We start from the raw sequence: 20,535 nt of genomic DNA on the forward strand, positions 1-20,535 counted from the left end.
TGCGACATGAAACAAGACCTGGCACCTATTTGATGCCGAGCTGGTTTAGGTTGTTTACGCTTTGTTCGTATTCGGAAATTAGCTTTTGGTAGATTTCACGAACCGTGAGGATTTCTTCAACCAACCCAACAGATTGTCCCGCCGTCCAAACAGTTTTCCAAGTTGGTTTTACGGCTGCCTCTTCCAAGGACTTCATCCCCATTAAGTGAATTAACGGAACCATATATTTCTTAGTAAGTTTGTGGTCTTTTAAAATCTTCATGGCCCAAGGTAAGTCCGTACCCATTTTTTGCACGTAAGGTGTGTTGATCACAGCGGCAGGGGTGCCTGACACACGCGTTGTCATCACGATATCTTCCGGGGTGGATTTGATGATCGCATCTTTATAAGCTTGATCGACATTTGCTTCTTTACTGGCGATAAAGCGCGTTCCCACGCTGACGCCCGAAGCACCTAGAGCCAGACAAGCAGCCATCATCGACCCGTGGGAAATACCACCAGCTGCGATGATCGGAATGTTCAAGCGAGTTTTCAGCCAAGGAATCAAAACCAGCGGAGAGATGGGGCCCGCATGGCCACCAGCTCCTGCGCCGACAGCGATGACACCGTCAGCTCCCAGATCCTGAACTTTCAAGGCATGATCCAGATTCGTGACGTCGCAAAAAACTTTTGCACCGTTTTTGTGTGCTTCTTGAATCACAGTTTTAGGATTCCCCAAGGACGTGATGAAAAGATTCACACCGTGATCCAAAGCGATTTTTAGATCATCATTCTGGCGAGTGTTGGATTTGTTAACGATGATGTTAATTCCAATGGGCTTCTTGGTTTTTTCGCGCATTTCTTTAAGAGCCGCCGCATAGTTTTCCAAAGGACGATAGTTTAAAGCGGGGAACGTGCCAATACCACCAGCTTCACTTGCTTCAGCGACGATGTCTGCGTTACTCACCAAAAACATGGGAGCTGCGATAATCGGGAAATCAATTCCCATCATTTCCGTAAAAGGAGTTTTAATTTGTTTCAACATGCTTTTTTACCCCAATTCTTTGCGAATGATAAATTCCTTTGTGACCCGAGCAGAGATAGCTAACCACGCAAGCAATGGCGCAGAAAACCGCACCCTGAGTACCGAACAGTTCCATTGCCATCACCGTGCAGGCCAATGGCGTGTTGGCAGCGCCCGCGAAAACTCCGACAAATCCCATTCCACTTAAGAGTGACATCGGCAGCGGCAAAATCCAAGACAAAGCGTTGCCCAAGGTCGCGCCCACGAAAAATAACGGTGTGACTTCGCCACCTTTGAAACCAGAACCTAAAGTCACCGCTGTAAATAAAATCTTTAAAACAAAATCATAAGCCGGCACATGTTGATTGAAAGTTTCAACTATCACAGGAACTCCCAAGCCCAGGTAACGATCCGATTGCATTAAGGCGGCGAGAACAATTACGATGATCCCACCCACAAATGCCCGCACCATCGGGTTATTCACTCCATGCTTAAAAAGACGAATCATATGATGCAAGCTTTGTGAAAAAAGGCGTGCGCACAAACCAAAAGCAATCCCCGCAAAAACAGCATAACCGAGCGGCACTATTCCGAGGGGGGCAACTTCTGAAATTTTATAGATCGTGTGGTGAATACCCCATAAAGAAGTCACCCGGTCGGCTATAATTGCGGAAGCAAAACAGGGCAGCAATGCCGCATAACGAAGTCTTCCCACGCGCAAAACTTCCAGACCGAAAATCGCACCGGCTAAGGGAGTGCCAAACACAGAAGCAAAGCCCGCAGCGATTCCCGACATCAATAGGATTTTTCTTTGCTGTCCTTCGAATTTAAAAACGTGAGTAAGTTGATCCGATAAGGATGCGCCCATCTGAACAGCCGTTCCTTCACGTCCTGCAGAGCCACCAAAAAGGTGAGTGACCAAAGTTCCCAGTAAAACCAAAGGTGTCATGCGCAAGGGGACCACTTGCTTGGGGCTGTGAATCTCATCCAAAATTAAATCTGTTCCTGCTGCCACTTCTTTGCCGTGATGATGGTAAAGCCAGGCAACTAAGATGCCAGCAACGGGAAGTAAAAGTAAAAGCCAGGGATGTTCTGAACGAGTTTTCGTGACGATATCAAGGGAGGCTAAGAATCCCGCGGAAGCCGTCCCGGCCAGAGCGCCGATGACTAAAGACAGACCAAACCACTGCAGTACCGCTTTAAACAAAAAATCCCCCTCGATACATTCAGCATACGAGGAGGATTTATAAAGTCACAAGGTTTTTCTTATGACTAAGGTTTTAGATAACGATTGATCAAAATGAACACTTCTTTTTTGATCTCGTTTTCTCTTTCCGGAGATTGCGGACCCAAGAGACTTAATTGCAGGATGTTGTTGAAACTGCTCACGATGAACAGTGCAATCATCTCGCGATCACGACCTGGGATTTGCGGCATATGAACTAAAACCGCTTTTTGATAATGTTCAAAGAATACACGGCGAGTTTCCCAGTAATCCAACATTCCTTGAACGCCTTGAAGGGCTGTTCTTAGAGGGCGATTGTCATGGAAACGTGCAAAACCGATATCGATAAATGCGTGGATTTTTGCATCCAAATCATTTGTCGTTAGTTTTGCTAAGTTCTCTTCAATATATACCAAGTCTTTTTGCAGAAGATCGTCGATAACCGCCGCAACGATGGCTTCTTTATTTGCAAAGAATTGATACAACGAACCGATACTTACACCTGCCATCTCAGCAATCTTATCCGTAGTGATTGCGTGATATGGTTCCTGCACTAATAGTCGCGCACAGGATTCAACGATGCTCGCCACTGTTTCTTTCGAGCGTTTTTGCACCGGAATTTTCAACATGTACTTTTTGTCCGGATTCGAGTGGCTTACTGGACTGGCACCCATAGTTCCTCCTTGTCTGAGGTTTATTAACTTGGCTCAGGTTCATATTCGGTCAGGGTGGTTTAATATTCAATACCAGTAGTTCAAGTATCAATTAGTAGTACCTAGGAGTCGGCATGGGGTACATCCGAGAATTTTTTCTGAACCATTGTCTTATTCTGATACGACGTTAAATTGCGGCCCGTTTATTACATGGACGCAATAAAACCACCCCTGAAATGACATTTTTCCGAAGTTTTTACGGATTAATCGCACAGAAGTTTCACGATTTCCACGAGATTCCAGAGGGAAATCCTTAGGCTCCTTCTTACATTTTAGCAATGAATCAAACAAACTCGTGTGAACTTACAATATGAAACTCCCTCGTTCGACATGCTTAGTCATTACGCATTCGACCTTAGACCTCACATTTAAAAAAGTTCAAGAAAACATGATCGAGATCATCCTCGGTTTTAGGTGGCGGATGGCATAATATGTTTAGTGGGACGGAGGATCCGAAAATGTGCACAGGTGACAAACTCAGTATTTGTATCCGCAATAGCAAAAATGAAGTTCTTTTTCAGAACGAAGCTTCGCAAAAGACGTGTGGTTCAAAAGCCCCGGGTGTTTGCGGAAATTCTGCTTGCGCTGAAATGATGAAGCAGGTTGAAGAGGCGGCGCCGGTTCAAGACGGAATGAAGCTGCATAAGGGTCAGCACATCGAAGGTCAATTCGTCGACGTGATGTTGGTGAAAGACGGCGAAAACGTGATGACGTTCCTTTATCCGATTAAAAATGAAGCCGAGAAGCAAGCGGCTCAGGAAGCTTTCTTCGTCAATAAAGGTCTTACTCCAAGTGAAATTCGCATCATGCATATGGTGACTGCAGGCATGACGAATCAACAAATCGCTGACAAGCTGTTCATTTCGAAAGCGACTTTGAAAACGCACTTAAACAATGCTTATAAAAAACTTCCACCATCCATGCGCCCCACTCAGGGACGTGTCGCTTAAGATTCTCAAAACAAAAAGGGCTCCCAGCGGGAGCCCTTTTTTATTTCTGTTGATCGAACCTTAAATTTAGGGCGCAGCCGCATCGCCAAAGCGATCTTCCACATGATCGTAAAAGTGACGAGTCAGAACATACACAGGACATTCTGCCTGGCGAACCACGTTGCGGGTAAAGCTACCCAAGATAGCAGAGCTTAAAGGTCCACTCTGAGCTTCCATCACGACCAAACCGATATCATGTTGCGGAATGGCTTCCAAAATCGCCTCATCCACTGATTTATAAGAACTGTCGATGTGATACTGCGCCACCACGCCTTCGCTGCGAGCCCAAGTGATCCAGCGTTCTGCGCGCTGGGATTGATGTTCAATCTGTTGCTCAACGATTTGCTCTAGGGTCAGCATCTTGCCTTTGAAATTATAAACGCGGGGACGCGTATCCATCTCAAAAAGACTTTCAATTGGGCGAGCAATACAGTGAAACAGAGTCACTTCGGCATTAAACTTTTTCGCCAGATCCAAAACATGGCGGTAATTTTCTTTTGAATGATCACCAAACTCTGTCGGGAAAAGAATGTTCGAGATAGGTTTCGCGGAGGTATGAGCCCCCACGACAAAGACCGGAACATCAGATTCCAAGAGCAGACTTTCCGCAAAGCTTCCTAAAAGGAAACGCTGGAAACCCTGACGTCCATGGCTGCCCACCACGATCAAATCCGCGCGAGTGCGGTCTGCGTAGGCTGAGAGTGTCTCCGCGGCACCTGCGTGGGATTGGGATGCGTGAGGGATGACTTTAGGCTCAAGTAAGAAGGTTAAGTCATAGTCGCCCAGGACTTCCTTAAACAGGGCTTCAGCAGTGCGGGAGTGGTCTGTGACCCAGGTCGGAACTTCATAGCTGGGAAGGACGATTTCGTTTTCGCGAAGAAGATAGACGGGCTCAATATCGGCGCCGGTGCTTTCATGCAAGCGGCTTAGATATGAAGCCATTTTCTGATTCAGTTCTTTATTGTCTTCAAAGGCATCCATAGCCCAGATGATTCTCATTCCGACCTCCCAGCGCAAGTTAGACCCTTTTATTGCGCACGATAAGGGAGGGGAAGGGCAAGAGCAGCGGGGACCTTTGTGTGAGGATACAAAAAAGGCCCACCGAAGTGAGCCTTGATTTTGTTATTTAGTTGGTAGCAGGGGATTCGCTACCTAAAGTCTTTCCCTGTTCTTTAGCAGCATCCTGTTCTTGTTTTAGGATGTACTTCTTAGTCGCTTCAGGAAGTTCATTCCACATGCGAAGAGAAAGGTACAAGCCCAGGAACGAGAACGGCAAAAGGAACAAAGGCCAATAGTGCCAGCTTTTCGCAGACAAGTAACCGATCGCCAGGGATTGGATGCCTGAACCCAAGTACACGCAACCATCCACGATACCAGAAGCTGTCGCCGTCATTTTCTTACCACCAAAGTCAGCAGCGGCTGTACCAGACATCAACGAGTGAACGCCGATAACTGCAAGAGTCATCAAGATCGCACAACCACCGACGATGTTAGGTTCTTTAGTTAAGAACACAGACATCAAGATCAAAAGGAAGATCATGATCACATTGTTGATCGCTGCTGGCGGTCCACGGCGGGACTGGAAGAAACGGTCAGACATCATACCGGCCATGAAACCACCGATGATACCAGTTAAGCACAGAAGCAAACCCCAGTTCTTAACGAAGAACTCAGACGCATTATAGAAAGCCTCATCAGTGGCTTTCATTTCGTGAGCGAAAACCAGATACCACTGCATGATACCGTTACGAAGAACGCCAGACGTAAAGTCTACCAACGCAATCGTGTACATGATTGGATTTGAGAAGACTTTTTTAAGGACCAAACTCATCGTGATTTTAACGTTTTCGTCATCACCAGAAGAAGCGTCCGCGGTATCGAACTCACCGAAGTTAGCTTCAGCTGGGGAGTCTTTCAAAAGAACCATGTCGATCAAGGCCCAGCAGATCAATAGGAACGCTGGGATCGTGAATACTAACCAAGTGGCATTCGTCGTACCTGTGTCGATAGCGAAGATGTGTTGGATGAAGCTTTGGAAAGCAGTTTTAGTTCCTTCGATGTGAAGTTTAGAAGCTTCAACGATCGCCTGACCCCAGTCGAATGCGAAATACACACCGAAAGAAATCAAAGTACCAAAGATCGCACCAAAGACGCCGCGCTCACGAACGTGGAACCAGTAAGCTTTTACTTTGATAATGGAAACCGCACCATAGGATTGGAAGAACATGTTCAAGGCAAACAAGATTGAGAAGGCTACAACCATGTTCGTTTTCAAACGACCCATTAGGTAAAGATAAGTAGCTCCACCCATTAGTAAGTTCATGATCGATGAACCTAGCGTGGCAATGATGATCCCTTTTTTACCGCCGATTTTGTCGACGATTGGACCATTTAGTAGGAAGGAAAGACCGTAAGTGATTGTACCGGCGGCAAAGATGATGCCGAATTGTTCCTTCGTCATCATGTCACCCAAAGCGTTCTTGGAGACGTTGAGGTTATAACGGCCCATGTACAAGAAGGCATAGGACATGCCCAATGGGAACCAGTTAACGAAGCGACGAATCATAAACTTGCGTGAATGATTCAGCGGATTGTTGCTGAAGTATAAAAAAATTACCGCAGCAAGACACAGTCCCACGAGAGCTAAAGCCATGGAAAGCCTCCAAATGTAAATTTGCGAGGTGAAGGTAAGCGATAAATATAAATTATGCAATCGGGGGAGGTGGGATAATCGCTTAACAATCTTTAGGTTTTCGTCAATTTCACTCCCAGATGGCTATAAATTCAGCGCATCACGATATTCATAGGGTCGCTTGCATTCACAATTGGAATTTCTCGTGGAGAAATTACAGAAACTTCCTCAAATAAGGCTCAGGTTCGGCACTTTTCATCCATAAGCAAAACTTATGGAAGAGACAAATATTATCGTTTTGTGCTTATAGGTCCAGGTTGATATGTTGGGTTTCAGAAGGAGACAACAAGTTTGATTCTCCTCCCTCGGAAGGTCCTTGGACCCCTCTCGAACGCACAGAGAGCCCTGGTCCCACAAATTTTTTGCCGTAATCGCGGCGTTCGAAGTCCCACCCATTAAGTCCCACCTAAAAAGCCAACCGAGGGCTTGCGCGCGTACGCATCAAGCCTTGCGGAGAGCGGCTCTCGGGCGTATTCTCAATTGCATGTCATTTAAGTATTTTCCCCTCTACGAAAAGCAAAAAGATACAACTCAATATCGTAAGATTTCCTCAGATCACGTGAGCGTGCAAAAACTTGGCGAGCGCGAAGTTTTAGTTGTCGCACCGGAGGCTTTGGAATTGATTGCGCAAGAAGCTTTGAGCGATGTTTCGCACTTGCTTCGTTCGGCCCACTTGCAAAAGCTCGAACACATTCTGCAGGACCCTGAGTCCTCTGCGAATGATCGTTTCGTGGCGGTGGATCTTTTGAAAAATGCGATTATCGCAGCGCAAATGGAATTCCCGTCGTGTCAGGACACGGGGACTGCGATTGTGGTGGGTAAAAAAGGTGAGAGTGTTTTCACGGGCTTTGATGACAAAGAGTATTTGTCTAAAGGTGTTTTCAACACCTACCAAAAGCGCAACCTGCGCTTTTCTCAAATGGCTCCAGTCACTTTCTTTGATGAGAAAAATACCGGAACGAATCTGCCAGCGCAGATTGATATCTACTCTGAAAAGGGTGATGAATATCATTTCTTGTTCCTGGCTAAGGGTGGCGGTTCTGCCAATAAATCTTATTTGCATCAAAAAACCAAAGCGGTTTTGAATCCGGAAGGATTTGAAAAATTCGTGAAGGAAGTTTTGGTTTCTTTAGGAACTGCGGCTTGCCCTCCGTATCACTTGGCGTTCTGCGTGGGCGGTACTTCCGCGGAAGAAACTTTGAAAATCGTGAAATACGCCTCTGCAGGCTATCTGGATGGTCTTCCTACTTCGGGTTCTGAGGGCGGTCGTGCCTTCCGTGATCTTGAGATGGAAAAAAATGTCGAGAAGTGGGCCCGTGAAAGCGGCATCGGCGCGCAATTCGGTGGTAAATACTTCGTGCACGACGTGCGTGTGATTCGTTTACCTCGCCATGGTGCTAGTTGTCCGATTGGGGTGGGTGTGAGCTGCTCTGCGGATCGTAACATCCGTGGTAAAATCACTCGCGAAGGTATTTTCCTAGAGCAACTGGAACTTCACCCAGAGCAGTACTTGCCAAATCACCTGCAAGACACGTCGGCTGAAGCCATCAGCATTGATTTGAATCAACCGATTGAAGAAACTTTGAAAATCCTTTCTTCGCAAAAAGTCGCTACTCGCGTGATGCTAAACGGTCCGATGATCGTGGCTCGCGATATTGCTCATGCAAAACTCAAAGAAAAAGTGGATCGCGGCGAAGGTGTACCTGATTACTTTAAGCAGTACGCGGTTTACTACGCGGGTCCTGCAAAAACACCAAAAGGTTATGCTTCAGGATCATTCGGTCCAACAACGTCAGAACGCATGGATCCATACGTAGATACATTCCAAGGCCTGCGTGGATCAATGATCATGCTAGGTAAGGGCAATCGCTCGCAGCAAGTAACCGATGCATGTAAAAAGCACGGTGGCTTCTACCTCGGTTCCATCGGTGGTCCTGCCGCTCGTTTGGGTAAAGAATGTATCACGAAAGTGGAAGTACTAGATTTCCCAGAACTCGGCATGGAATCCGTCTGGAAAATCGAAGTAAAAGACTTCCCAGCCTTTATCATCGTCGATGATAAAGGCAACGACTTCTTCAAGTCCTTCCTAAAGAAAGTCTAAAAGGTCGCGCCGTAAAAGGTACGGACACACTTTCTCCAGAAGGTACGTCCTCAGTAAAAGGTACGGCCTTACTTCAAAAGGTAGTTACTTACTTAAAAATGAAAAAGGCAGGAGAGATCCTGCCTTTTTCATTTTGGGAGAAAGTAAGTCCGTACCTTTTTAAGTGTCGCTGGTGAAGAATGTGGAGCCGTTGTGCTTTAGGTGTTTTAAAAGCAGTGGGATGGCGCCGTAAGCAAGGTTCATGATCACCGGGCCAAGTAGCAAGCCCGAGATTCCAAACATTACGATGGCGCCGATAACGCATGTAAAGCCGATCAGTGGGGAGATCTTTTGATCTCCGAGATTCCCCACGAAAAAAGGCTTCAGTACGTTATCGATGGTACCAGCGATTGTTGCGATAACAGCCATGCCAATACCGGGACCTGTGCGGCCGCCGATGAAGGCAAGAACTGAAAGTAAGTAACCAACTGGTGCTGCCCCTATGATCGGGATAAAGGAAACCACGAACGTCACGGTTACGACCAACCAGAAATCTCCTTCGCCGAATATTAAGCCGCCGATGCCGATAAAGAATGCTTGGATCAAACCAATCACGAAAGTGGAGAACAAAGTGACCGAGCAAGAATCTTTGGCAAGTTTAACCAGGGATTCAGTTAAGCCGTCTTCAACCAGGCTGTAACGAATAACAAACTCTTTGATCTGTGCTGCTTTCAAAAGCAGGAAATACAGAAACAAAACGAAGATAAAGAAGTTAAACAAAATCCCAGGCAGCTGTGACACGACGTCGGAGGAATAAGCCAGGGCCCAATTTCCAACTTTACCAAACACACTCGTCATCATGCCCTGAGCAGGCTTTACCAAATCGTATCCCGTCCATTCGGTGGCCTGTTTTAAAAGATTAAGCCCTGACTCCTGCAAACCTTTTAGCTGAGTCATGATTGGCGAAGACTGGAATTCTTGAGGAGCGCTTAAGTGAACACCGATACGGTAAAGTGCTAAAGAAATCGGAATCCATATTAGAGCCAGGCCCACTAAAACAATTCCTAATACCGACAACCATCGTGGCGCGCGAGTTTTTGCAGCCATGCGGTTGACGAAGTTGATTAATCCCATCGCAAAGATGCCGGCTAAAAGTAGCGGCATCAAGAAGGGGATATTGATGTACAGGAACAGAGCGGAAAGAGTGATCAGAAGGGCCCAAGTGATTAATTCAGATTTTTCTTTTAATGCTTCAATCATGGATAGATTAAACTTCGTTTTATGAACGCATGCAAGAAAAGAGACGCGGGAAGGAGCGTTTACGATCTATAACTTCCCGCGGAAAGAAACGTACATTAAATTATTTTAAACAATGACGGAAGAGAGAAATTGAACTCCCAGTTCTTGAGTTTTTGTGTCTGTATTCCATTTCGACCAGCGCACTTGGCCCTCTAAGGACACAAACTCACCCTCTTTATTTTGGTACGTCAGATTCACAAAGTCTTTATGCTCGTAAAAGGGTGCTTGGATCTTCATGCAGGTTCCATGGGGGGAGAGGTTTTCGAAACTTCCGCCCAGAATTGGTTGAAAGCCCTTGTTTTGATGACCCAGTGGCAGCTTGGAAGGACTCAAAAGGCCTTTGGAAGTTGCATGTTCTCTGCGATCCTGGCGTGACTCCACAGATTTGCCATCCAGATATTTGTGAATATTTTTAACCAGATTTGTTTCTTCCGTTTTCCACATCACCACGAAATTATTATCCGCACGCAGGCGAATGCGCATGTTGCTGGAAAGTTCACTTACGATAAAAAAGATCTTAAGATTGGGCGTGGTTTTTTGCAGGTGCATGTAAAGTTCATAGTGACGGATTTCTAAAAACGGCAAAAACGCCACGATGATTTTTTCAGCGATGGTTTCGTCTTTCATTTTGTCGCGCAGTTCATAAGGATTATCGACGATTTCTGACTTCAGTGATTTGTCTTTTTTAAGTTGCGGTGGCAGTGCGTGGATACCATTGATATAAACATGTGCTTTCATCATTGAGCCCTCCCCAGAGCGTGTTCGTACAATGAGACAAAGCAACTTGGGGGCCAGCGCCAATTGTAAAATACTGTGGGGAGAGGTGAAAAAGTTAGACAGCTGTCATGGTTTTAGATGACAGCCTTTAAACTCTAACAGGATCAATATGAGCTGAAATTTAAGTGACCTTTTGACCGTTTGCCCAGAAGCTAGCCGATTCCACCAGGCCCGAGAGCACGGAATGGAAGTGAGATTGGGTTTGAAGTTTGTTTTTACCAAAGCGCTTTTCCAGCTCATCTTGAATAAAAGGGACTTTGGCTGTTCCGCCAGTGAGACACACAAGATCGACCTGTTCAGCGCCAACACCTGCAGATTCCAGGCAGCGATCCAAACCCTCAAAGATCTTTTCGCGAGTATTCATCGCCCAATCCACGAATTGTGTGGTGGTGAATTTTTCGCTGATTTCGATTTCTGGATAATCAAAGCTAAAATCAAAATCCACAGCCGCGGAAAGCCCGCGCTTGGTTTTTTCGATGGCTTCAAAAAACGGAAAGATCTGTTGGTCTTCCAGCAAAATGAATAAACGCTCGATGGCTTCTTTGTCTTGAGCGGTTAAGGAGCACTTTTTCACCTCGCGGATGAATTCGTAAGTGTCTTTTTCTTTAAGATGCACGATGTGCGCTGGATGGTTTAATTTTTGCGACACGGCGGGTGGCATGGTCAGGACGTTGTTACTCATCGGCAGACGATAGCGGGATTTTGCCCCAAAATATTGGTTCAAACGGTGACTCATGAAAACAGAGTCCAAAGCATCGCCCGCCATTGGGCAGCCATCAATCGCCAGCACGTCTTTGTTATCAAAGCCCTCGGCGCGCAGGCGAATTAAAGTAAAGTCCGACGTTCCTCCGCCGAAGTCGCCGATCATGACAATTTTTTCTTTCGTGATTTGTTTGCGGTAATCAAAGGCGGCGGCCAAAGGCTCTGGTACGAATTGAACGTCAGTAAAGCCTGCCATCCTGGCGGCTTTTTCCATGCGGTGCAGGGCGAAGCCATCTGCCACGGGATCCATGGAGTAGCGAGCGGGTCTGCCAATGACGGCCTTAGTAATTTGTTGATTCAAATGTTTTTCTGCGCGCTTTTTTAATTCTAAAAGAAAAATCCCTACCATGTTTTCTAAGGTCACGATGCGATTGTCGATCACCGTTCCCAGATAACTCTGATTTGGTAAGTGAGACTTGAAAGACCTGAAAAGTCGACCTTCCATATCTTGTTCGATGTATTGCTCGATGGCTTCGGCGCCGTAATAACAAAGATCGGGATTTGGAAAATACAAAAGGGTGCGCATGAGTGTCGGATCTGCGGCCTTATGATCCAGCGGAAGTGCCCCGTGAGTTTTTCCATTATGGAATGCTCCCACCAGGGAATTGCTGGTTCCAAAGTCAATGGCAAGAAACGAATCAGACATATTGCAATCCTTGTTCAAATCAGACACTCTAAAGGAGTTATTGTAGCATCGAGGTGGCGCTGTGGATAAGAGAAAATTGATAACTCAAATTCGAACGGAACTTGAGAAAGATCTGGAAAGTCTTACGGCTGCCGCAAAAGCATCCATCGAAGCGGCCACCAGCGAAGAAGCCAAACCTGAGAACCAATACGATACTCGAAGCCTCGAGGCTTCTTATCTGGCGCGAGGTCAGGCTAAACGTATAGCCGAAATGAAAGAGCTTTTGGTTATTTTAACCCACGTGAATGTAAAGGACTTCGGTCCTGATGATAAAATCGCCGGCACCGCTTTGATCGAAGTTGAACATAACGGCAAGAACAGTTTCCTCTTGATGATGACTCATGGTGGGGGAGTGAATGTGACCTTCGAAGGCCAGCGCGTTCAAATCGTTACACCCAGCAGTCCGTTGGGTGAAGCCTTGTTAGATCTTCGCGAAGGCGATGTCGCCGTCGTTGAACAAGGCGACCAAACTCGCGAATACGAAATCATTTCCGTAAAATAAATTACTTAAAGTTATCCATTAAAGCGATATCACGCTGAATGCCATTGAATGGACCGCAGTAAACCGTGTCTTCAAGCCACGTGATTTCGTTTTTCACATCATCCTTAAAGATGATCTTAGACCAAAAACGATTCGTGTTATCCCACGAGTAACCGCGAGTTTTCAAATGCTCTTTGGATTCAAAAGGAGCAGAGCTTGCAATCACATGAGTCATCATGCGACGGGCATTCCCTGTAAGTTCAAACAAGTAAGTTTTATCCGTGTCGTGAGCGGAGTGGCTTAACAAATACAAAAGCGCATCGACGTCATTCAGTGCGCGGTGAGAGTCTGTGAAAAACCCGTGATAGATATTTAAAAGCTCAAGCTTGGGACTTGTGAAGCCTTTGGAATTCCAATCGACTTGCTTAAATGAACAACCCCAGATTCTTTCTGTGGAAGTTTTCGATTTGCGATCAATGAACGGACGATCAAATTTTGCGTTGTGAGCAATCACCAGGCAAGTTTCTGAGATCAATTGATCTACATGAGCCCAATCAATTTTCTGACCTTCAAGATCCGCGTCCGTAATTCCAGTCAGCGCGATAATTTCTGGAGAAAGTGGGCGGCCCGGGTCTTGGAATGCAGAATAGGATTTTCCCAGACGCAAAATTTCGCCGGTGTTTTTGTTGAAATCAAATTGGCGCATACCGATTTCGATGACGACATCGTCGGTTTGATTAAGACCTGTTGTCTCAACGTCTAAAACCATGCCCTTGCGAACGATGTCTTGATTGGTGCTCAGCCAAGTGTCCGTAGCATATTCGGGGTATTTAACCGGGCACTCCACAAGCTTATTCAGTGTGACTGTGTTTCCATCATTTGATTTTCCGATCCAACGAAATGCCATAAGTTCTCCCACGAATTACTAAGGGGATTATTGTTGATGTTAAGGTGAGTTTCATCTGATTTTTATGTCAGGAAATGCAGCGTCGGCTTCAAATCCAATCTATTCGACGGTGACTTTCTTAGGATCTTCGGCGCGCGCCATCATCTCCGGGGGAAGCTGCCAGAATATCCAAGCCGAGCTGCATGTGATCAGCCCCATGCAAAGAAAAGTGGCACGGAAGGCCTGTAAAGCCATGCCTCCACCTTCCATCGCGGGATAGTGACTTGCAAAGGTGGAAAGAAGGGCGCCGGCAGCGGCGACGCCAAAACTCATGGCTAACATTTGCACCATTGAAAACAGACTGTTTCCGCTGGAAGCAAATTTCGCATTCAGATCTTTAAGCGTCAAAGTGTTCATCGCTGTGAACTGCAGGGAGTTCACAGTTCCAAATACCAGCAACTGAAGAATGCGGATCCATTTGGGTTGATCGACGGTGATTAAGGCAAAGCTTGCCATCATGATTCCTACACATAACGTGTTATAAACCAAAGTGTTGCGATATCCGATTCGCATGATCAAAGGTGTCCCTAATTTTTTCGCATATATTCCCGCCAGTGCCACGGGGATCATGGTAAGTCCTGCTTCGAATGGTGAATAGCGCAAACTGATTTGCAAAAACAGAGGGATCAAGAAAGGCATGCTACTGCTGCCAATGCGTGCGAACAAATTTCCTAAAAGTCCTATGGTATAAGTTTGGGAGCTAAAAAGCTTTAACGAAAAAAGCGGGCGCGAATGGCGGCGAGCGTGCAACCAGTAAGCGGTGAGTGCTGCCATACCAAAAATAACTAAAAGTAAAACCGTCGCATGTTGAAAGCCCAATTCCGACATTCCGTCCAGTGCAAATGAAATCATCACCATGCAAGTGGAAAGCATGATGAAACCTGCCAGGTCAAATTTTGGAACTTCGACGCCGCGAATGTCAGGCATGTCGATGTAAGTGGCAATGCATCCCAAAATTCCCACGGGAATATTAATCAAAAAAATCCAGTGCCAGGAAGCGTACTCGACCAGATAACCCCCAAGAGTGGGGCCGATCAAGGGCCCAATCAAGGCGGGGATGGTGACAAAACTGATCGCGCGAAGAAACTGATTGGCGGGAAAGGCTCGAAGAACCGCTAAGCGACCCACGGGCATCATCATGGCGCCCCCGACTCCTTGCAGAACTCGCGACACTACCAGCTGCGGTAATGTTTGCGAAATCGCACAACATAAGGAGCCCAAGGTAAATAAAAATATCGCCGAGAAAAAGACTTTGCGAGTACCAAAGCGGTCCGCGATCCAACCCGAAGCGGGAATAAGAACGGCAATCGTAAGAGCGTAGGCAATCACCACTGACTGCATCAGCAGTGGACTGGCATTCAGACTTTTTGCCATGCTTGGCAGAGCGGTATTCACGATCGTAGAGTCCAGAGTCTCCATGAAAAATCCGATTGCAACTAACCATAGCAGACGATTCGATGCGGGAGACGCGGAGTGAGTGGAGGTGGGGGTTGGGGACATAGATGAACCTCATCTTCTGTTTTACTCCTCTTTTGAAAGACTAGCAAAGAGAGATCGCTTTTGACGAGTATGTTGATATGCAGTTAGACTAATGAAATGACAGCTCACCGTTTGTTAGTCGCAATCACATTCATTCTTTTTTCACTCTCAAATATGTCTTTTGCCTCTGGGGATGGGGAGTGGAATGATCCAACCGAAGGTAAAGCATTTTTTCCGTGGGTGTGGGATGACCAATTAAAACCAACAATCGTGCAAGGTTTCGATGAGACCGGTGCAAGAATTATTGTTGGGGGCTTAATGGCTTCGGCGGCTGCAGGTACTCAGGATGATAAATTATTTGAATACACTCAGAATCATCACATCATGTCGGATTCATGGGAGCAGCTCGGTGGCTTCCTGGGAAGTGGTGGGCCAGGAGTTGTCTTAGCTCTTTCACAACTTTGGTGGGATCAACCAGGCGGTTTGCAATCTTTCCGTGCGATGCTTTTGACGACAGTAACACACGTGACATTGGCAGCGAGTATCAATCGACAAAGACCGACGGGAGATCGTGGTTGGTCATGGCCTTCTGGACATACATCGAATGCCTTTGCGATTGCGACGTCCATGGCTTACTCCTATGGTCCTTGGGTTGGAACGGCCTCCTATGGGGTGGCGACCTTTATTGCCGCATCCAGAATATCAGCACAAGTCCATTGGCTCAGTGATGTGGTGGCGGCGGCAGCCCTGGGAATTTATTGGGGGCGTGCAAGTGCGCTCGTGACTGAAAGCCAGAAAAAGAATACGACTATGATCTATCCTGTGCCGATTGACGGAGGCCTCCTTGTTCAGTTCTCTAAAGATTTTTAGTGCACTTTTTCTAAGTGCCGCTTGTTTGCTATCGTCCCTTGCGCGTGCGCAAGAGGCAGCAAATCTTCAAAAAGATCCCTCCGGTCTTTATGAAGAGTACCGTCATTTTGAAAAATCAGAATTTGAAAAACATGAAAAGCTAAAGAACTTCGGAATCATGTATGGGCTGCAGTGGATCGTGTACGCAATCACACAGGCTGAAACAATTCAAGAACACGGCTCCTTTCATAATTGGATTACGAACCCTTCCTATGCAGATTACGACAAAGATTCTTACGACTATAATATCTTTAAGCATTCATTGTCGGGTGAGCTTTACTATCAATTCTATCGCTCCCGTGGTTACTCGGAAACGGAAGCATTTTTATGGACTGTTGCCTCATCAACGGCATTTGAGTTTACCATTGAGACCGTGACGGAAGCTCCGAGTTATCAGGATCTGTATCAAACACCGGTGTTGGGAACTGTGGTCGGTGTGGGATTTGAAAAATTGAGCCTTTATTTTCATTCTAAGAAAACTTGGCCGAACCGTTTGTTGGGTTATGTATTTAATCCCTTTAGTTTGTTAAAGAGCTCCCAGTATGGTTATGTCGCTGTGCCGGTGGTTTCGCAAAACTTTCAAGGTGTGAATCTGTCTTGGAGTTTTGAATGAGAAGTTCAAAATTATTTTCCATCATTCTTGTTTTGCTAGTTTCCTGTGTTTCCAAGGCTGAAATGGAAACGGTGACCGCCGCAACTGAATTGCCGCCGATTGATTTAATTTGGCGCGAAGGATTGCATATCAATGCGGGTCTTGGAGTTCATGGTGGAGTTTATCTGGTGGAAGGTTCCACTCGTGAATATGCTTTGGGTCTCGCCGTCAAAACCGATGTCAGTTATTATCTGAACGATCGCTGGGCTCTTGAGACGGGTTCATTGATAAAATTTGCGCGAGTCAACGAACTGCGAATTTGGGGGACTGAATTCGGAGTGGGATTCCGGTATCGACTGCCGCAAGGTTGGTATGATGAACAGGTTCCTTACTTTCGTTTCTTTACCGGAGCGAGTGTAAATGTCGTATATACCGACGGTCAAAAACTTCCGGAATTTGAAGAGGCCTATAGCCGCATCCAATTCGAAGGACCTATGATGGGTATCGCTTTCGGGGGGATGCGTTTGACCGAAAATAAAAATGTCTGGTTTTGGGAGGTCGCGGCCACCGGGGAGTGGATGACTCGTGAAAGCGGCATTCAAATGGAAAAAGACGTTCCCGTGGTGGTTGCACGTTCAGCCTTAGACGGTAGCTCTCAGTTGTACACCCTCTATATCACTATGGGTGGTTTCATTTTCTAAGCACTGCTAGGTCTCGTTTTTGAAATTGAATATTCGCATATTGGGAGACTCTCTTATGCTTAATCAATTCAAAGACAGAGGCCTTTGGCCCTCTTCATTGCTTAGACTCTTTACAGGTGTCTTCCTATTTTCTTTGACCTTCAATGTGGTGTTTCAAAATGAGACATTCGCTGCTGAATCCTGCTCAGGAATTTTTACCAGTATTCAAAAGGCAGAACTCAAACAAGGCGCTCTTTTCATTCATGAAAGAGATTCTAAACTCCACATCACTCCCTTTGTTGAAAAAACAGCCCAGCAAACTCAAAAATCCACGGGCAAGATGCTTTCCAAACCCGCCGAGAAATTGGATGCGTGGTTAGGGCAATTGGGCAAGATTTCGGCTAAAGCTGGCAAATCAATATATGTACGTGATCAAGTCAAAGAAGTTCTGCGCAATCAATACCTGATGAAACCTTTTGATGTGCCTGAGAGCTATTATTCGCAGCAGATGCGTATCGCGAAAGAGCGTGGACACGGCGACGTTAAATTAAGTGCCCAGCAAAGAGTGGAGCTTGCGGAAACTGTTATCAGAGATCAACAGCGGTCCTTGGATTTATGGGTCGATTACTTGGTTTCCAAGGACACTCAAATTTATCCGATGTGGTTGAAATATTGGATGTTCACGGGAATGACAAAGCTTTCAAAGTACGATGGTGAAACCGGCTCTTTTGGTAACAGAAGCAAAGAGACTGTTGCTCCGTTTGTGGAAGTGAATCATGAGGCTTTGGCTTATGTTGCTGATGCCGTTGTCAGAAAAGTAAATAAGAAGTCTTTGGATGAAATCGAGGATCCCGTATTTCTAAAATCCCTGGAAGGTATGAACTTTGGTAAACTCTATGGGCAGGCCTTGTTAAAGTTGGGCGTGGGACAGGTGGGCTCTTACGTGACAAATGAAGGTCATTGGATTCGCTATGAGCGCGGGTCGGACCCCATGCCTTTGGTTAAATCCCTTGAAGGCCGCAATACCGGTTGGTGTACAGCTGGTGAAGCCACAGCTCAAAGACAATTAAGTGGCGGTGATTTTTATGTTTATTATAGCAAAGATAGTACAGGGCAAAGCGTTCTTCCTCGTGCGGCGATCCGCATGGATGGAGATCAAATTGCTGAAGTTCGTGGTGTGGGTAAAGATCAGAATTTAGACTCGCAGATTCTCTCGTCTTCAATTGTTTCGGATAAAGTGAATTCCTTTGGTGAACGTGGGGCTGCATTTGCACAAAAGGATTCAGACATGAGAAAGCTTACGGGCATTGAAAAGAAATTCCGCCTGGGGCAAGCACTCAATAAAGACGAACTTGTATTTCTTCGTGAAGTCGAAAGACCGATTCAAGGTTTCGGTCATCAGAAAGATCCGCGCATCGAGGAAATTTTAAGCAAGCGTGATCTTAGAGAAGACTTTGTATTGATTTTTGATGGACGCTATAAAAAAGATGAAATCGCATTGTCGGCTGCTGAATTTATTAATGCCGGTAAAAACTTTAAAGTCCTTGTTGGTAATCTGGTCATTCTTGATCCTCATCAAAAAATGCCGGAGCTGTTGCATGGCGATCTAACCTTTATGCGCGTCGATTCCGCTGAAGGCATGGTGTTCCCACACAAGGTGACGGGGCGTTTAATAATGGACGATGTAATCAGTGCCAGGGGCGTGAAGCTACCTTCGGAAGTGGGCGGCGATATTCAGTTGAGCTATCTGAAGCAAGCAGAGGGAATTGTGTTTCCAGCAACCGTAAATGGAAATTTGGATCTACGTTCTCTTAAATCCACCGAGGGTGTCAGTCTTCCAAAGGTCGTGAAGGGAAACTTACGATTATATAATACGAAATAGTGGTCCATGCTTTTTTCCATTTACCGATTCGCAATTTGGTGGGGGAAAGTTTTGATGCTACTTATCTTTTAGCCAGGAGATATAAATGAAAAAAGCGAGCGTGTTAATTCCATCACTTATTCTTGCCAGTTCAATTTCTTTTGCAAAAGAAAAGTGTTACCAAGCTCTTAACCCACAAAACATCACAATCACATCCGATGCAACTCCCGAGCAAAAGGAAAAGGCCCACACCGCAAACGCATCTATGGATGTTATCGATGGAACGCCACAAATCACAGTGAAAGCGCAATCAAAGACCTACACCTTCAACACATCCGCATTCAATGCCGAAAAAAGTAAACCTTCCGAATACATCGTTGATTGCGATGGCGGCAGAGTGAATGCAAAAGTCATCGGTGGTATCCTGATACTAAATTCCAAATACATGGCCGGAGAAATCACCCACGGCAACGAAGGCTGCAGCGAAGGAAGTATAGCCATCAAAGACCTAGCCCTAGAAGAAACTGCCTGTAAGTAGAGGCCTACGTCAAAAGCGAGCCCCGCAGGGGCCAGCCAGTAAAATCCCAAAACCACGAGCACCATTCCCTCTCCAAATTTCAAGTTCCGCAGTGCTCTGTAGCCACAACGAAGCCACAGAAAAAACATTGAACCAATCAACCAACAAAATAAAACGGTAAATAAAAAGAACGAGGACTGTCCGAAGAAATTTGGAGAGGGAATGGTGCCTCGGGCCGGAATCGAACCGGCACGACCCGGTAAAGGAATCCCAGGATTTTAAGTCCTGTGCGTCTACCAATTTCGCCACCGAGGCAATCGTGAAAGAACAGATGATACCTGTCTTTGCTTAAAGGTCAACTTTGGGCGCGGCGTTAACTTCTAAAAAAACCAAAGACTTGCCACAATATCGGGCAAGTGTGGCACCATAAACCTATGAATGATCAATATCAGGGTTCTTGTTTGTGTCAGCGGGTGAAATTTGAAGTCGATGGCAGCTTCGAAAGTTTCTTTTTATGCCACTGCAAGCACTGCCAAAAGGACACAGGGTCTGCTCACGGAGCGAACCTGTTCTCCTCCAAAGCGCAGCTAAAATGGCTGAGCGGTGAGAGTGAAGTCAAAAGCTTCACATTGCCGGGAACCAGACACTCCAAGAGCTTTTGTAAGGAGTGCGGTTCAGCTTTACCGGGTTTGCAGATGAATGGTCAGATGCTGGTTGTTCCGGCGGGAAGTTTAGACAGCGAGCTTTCGATCAAACCGAATGCCCATATTTTCTGTTCAAGTAAAGCCACCTGGGATGTCGATCTCGAAAAAGCCATGAAGTTTGAAACGTTTCCATCTTAGTGA

19 protein-coding genes and 1 tRNA gene are annotated in these 20,535 nt (G+C 46.1%); 9 read left to right on the forward strand and 11 right to left on the reverse strand.

Going from position 1 to position 20,535, the window contains the following annotated elements; genetic code table 11:
• Positions 1-25: 25 nt before the first annotated feature.
• The 3 genes from ACLSU7_RS01165 to ACLSU7_RS01175 all read right to left on the reverse strand — a co-directional run bounded on the left by ACLSU7_RS01165 (position 26) and on the right by ACLSU7_RS01175 (position 2,902).
• The gene (locus ACLSU7_RS01165) at positions 26-1,024 is read right to left on the reverse strand and encodes an NAD(P)H-dependent flavin oxidoreductase (protein WP_413293690.1); all 999 of its coding nucleotides are present in this window, start codon (positions 1,022-1,024) and stop codon (positions 26-28) included.
• The gene (locus ACLSU7_RS01170; protein ID WP_413293691.1) at positions 1,008-2,210 is read right to left on the reverse strand and encodes a voltage-gated chloride channel family protein; all 1,203 of its coding nucleotides are present in this window, start codon (positions 2,208-2,210) and stop codon (positions 1,008-1,010) included. The genes ACLSU7_RS01165 and ACLSU7_RS01170 overlap by 17 nt, the downstream gene beginning before the upstream one ends.
• 65 nt (positions 2,211-2,275) lie before the next feature.
• A complete protein-coding gene (locus ACLSU7_RS01175; RefSeq protein ID WP_413293692.1) occupies positions 2,276-2,902 on the reverse strand; it encodes a TetR/AcrR family transcriptional regulator in 627 nt (208 codons plus the stop codon).
• A 497-nt stretch (positions 2,903-3,399) separates the two neighbouring features.
• Between ACLSU7_RS01175 and ACLSU7_RS01180 the strand changes: the two genes are divergently transcribed.
• Positions 3,400-3,891, forward strand: coding sequence for a helix-turn-helix domain-containing protein (locus ACLSU7_RS01180; RefSeq protein ID WP_413293693.1), 492 nt, complete (start codon positions 3,400-3,402; stop codon positions 3,889-3,891).
• Between the two features lie 66 nt (positions 3,892-3,957).
• On the opposite strand, the gene ACLSU7_RS01185 is transcribed toward ACLSU7_RS01180, so the two are convergent.
• Both ACLSU7_RS01185 and ACLSU7_RS01190 read right to left on the reverse strand, forming a co-directional pair.
• A complete protein-coding gene (locus tag ACLSU7_RS01185; protein ID WP_413293694.1) occupies positions 3,958-4,929 on the reverse strand; it encodes a universal stress protein in 972 nt (323 codons plus the stop codon).
• 127 nt (positions 4,930-5,056) lie between these two features.
• The gene (locus ACLSU7_RS01190; RefSeq protein ID WP_413293695.1) at positions 5,057-6,583 is read right to left on the reverse strand and encodes an MFS transporter; all 1,527 of its coding nucleotides are present in this window, start codon (positions 6,581-6,583) and stop codon (positions 5,057-5,059) included.
• A 523-nt stretch (positions 6,584-7,106) separates the two neighbouring features.
• On the opposite strand from ACLSU7_RS01190, the gene ACLSU7_RS01195 reads away from it, so the two are divergent.
• A complete protein-coding gene (locus ACLSU7_RS01195; protein ID WP_413293696.1) occupies positions 7,107-8,723 on the forward strand; it encodes a fumarate hydratase in 1,617 nt (538 codons plus the stop codon).
• Positions 8,724-8,882: 159 nt separating this feature from the next.
• On the opposite strand, the gene ACLSU7_RS01200 is transcribed toward ACLSU7_RS01195, so the two are convergent.
• The 3 genes from ACLSU7_RS01200 to ACLSU7_RS01210 form a co-directional block, all read right to left on the reverse strand.
• Entirely contained in the window at positions 8,883-9,962 is a 1,080-nt protein-coding gene (locus tag ACLSU7_RS01200) for an AI-2E family transporter (protein WP_413293697.1), read from the reverse strand.
• A gap of 105 nt (positions 9,963-10,067) precedes the next feature.
• A complete protein-coding gene (locus ACLSU7_RS01205) occupies positions 10,068-10,742 on the reverse strand; it encodes a PilZ domain-containing protein (protein WP_142700508.1) in 675 nt (224 codons plus the stop codon).
• 157 nt (positions 10,743-10,899) lie between these two features.
• Entirely contained in the window at positions 10,900-12,186 is a 1,287-nt protein-coding gene (locus tag ACLSU7_RS01210; RefSeq protein WP_413293698.1) for an Hsp70 family protein, read from the reverse strand.
• Between the two features lie 61 nt (positions 12,187-12,247).
• Between ACLSU7_RS01210 and ACLSU7_RS01215 the strand changes: the two genes are divergently transcribed.
• Positions 12,248-12,727 (forward strand): GreA/GreB family elongation factor, encoded by a 480-nt coding sequence (locus tag ACLSU7_RS01215; protein WP_413293699.1) that lies wholly within the window; start codon positions 12,248-12,250, stop codon positions 12,725-12,727.
• 1 nt (position 12,728) lies between these two features.
• Here the strand turns inward: ACLSU7_RS01215 and ACLSU7_RS01220 are convergent, their stop codons facing one another.
• Positions 12,729-13,613 carry a 3'-5' exonuclease gene (locus ACLSU7_RS01220; RefSeq protein WP_413293700.1) on the reverse strand — a complete coding sequence of 295 codons (885 nt, stop codon included), beginning with the start codon at positions 13,611-13,613 and terminating at the stop codon, positions 12,729-12,731.
• Between the two features lie 99 nt (positions 13,614-13,712).
• Complete coding sequence (gene mdtD / locus ACLSU7_RS01225; protein WP_413293701.1) at positions 13,713-15,152, reverse strand: multidrug transporter subunit MdtD; 1,440 nt, start codon at positions 15,150-15,152, stop codon at positions 13,713-13,715.
• Between the two features lie 96 nt (positions 15,153-15,248).
• Here mdtD and ACLSU7_RS01230 point away from each other — a divergent pair, with 96 nt between their 5' ends.
• The 5 genes from ACLSU7_RS01230 to ACLSU7_RS01250 all read left to right on the forward strand — a co-directional run bounded on the left by ACLSU7_RS01230 (position 15,249) and on the right by ACLSU7_RS01250 (position 19,711).
• Positions 15,249-16,001: a phosphatase PAP2 family protein gene (locus ACLSU7_RS01230; RefSeq protein ID WP_413293702.1), complete on the forward strand. Its 753-nt coding sequence runs from the start codon at positions 15,249-15,251 to the stop codon at positions 15,999-16,001.
• Positions 15,976-16,653, forward strand: a complete 678-nt coding sequence (locus ACLSU7_RS01235) for a DUF3943 domain-containing protein (protein ID WP_413293703.1) — start codon at positions 15,976-15,978, stop codon at positions 16,651-16,653. Before ACLSU7_RS01230 ends, ACLSU7_RS01235 begins: the two co-directional genes overlap by 26 nt.
• Entirely contained in the window at positions 16,650-17,333 is a 684-nt protein-coding gene (locus ACLSU7_RS01240) for a hypothetical protein (protein WP_413293704.1), read from the forward strand. Before ACLSU7_RS01235 ends, ACLSU7_RS01240 begins: the two co-directional genes overlap by 4 nt.
• A gap of 55 nt (positions 17,334-17,388) precedes the next feature.
• Complete coding sequence (locus tag ACLSU7_RS01245; protein WP_413293705.1) at positions 17,389-19,194, forward strand: hypothetical protein; 1,806 nt, start codon at positions 17,389-17,391, stop codon at positions 19,192-19,194.
• A gap of 85 nt (positions 19,195-19,279) precedes the next feature.
• On the forward strand, positions 19,280-19,711 hold the full coding sequence (locus ACLSU7_RS01250; RefSeq protein WP_413293706.1) for a hypothetical protein: 432 nt from the start codon (positions 19,280-19,282) through the stop codon (positions 19,709-19,711).
• A gap of 202 nt (positions 19,712-19,913) precedes the next feature.
• Here the strand turns inward: ACLSU7_RS01250 and ACLSU7_RS01255 are convergent.
• A tRNA-Leu gene (locus ACLSU7_RS01255) sits at positions 19,914-20,005 on the reverse strand.
• A gap of 119 nt (positions 20,006-20,124) precedes the next feature.
• Between ACLSU7_RS01255 and ACLSU7_RS01260 the strand changes: the two genes are divergently transcribed.
• The gene (locus tag ACLSU7_RS01260; protein WP_413293707.1) at positions 20,125-20,532 is read left to right on the forward strand and encodes a GFA family protein; all 408 of its coding nucleotides are present in this window, start codon (positions 20,125-20,127) and stop codon (positions 20,530-20,532) included.
• The last annotated feature ends 3 nt before the right edge of the window (positions 20,533-20,535 follow it).

Origin of the sequence: Bdellovibrio sp. HCB185ZH (genome assembly GCF_047302455.1) — a bacterium.
Classification (GTDB): Bacteria; Bdellovibrionota; Bdellovibrionia; order Bdellovibrionales; family Bdellovibrionaceae; genus Bdellovibrio.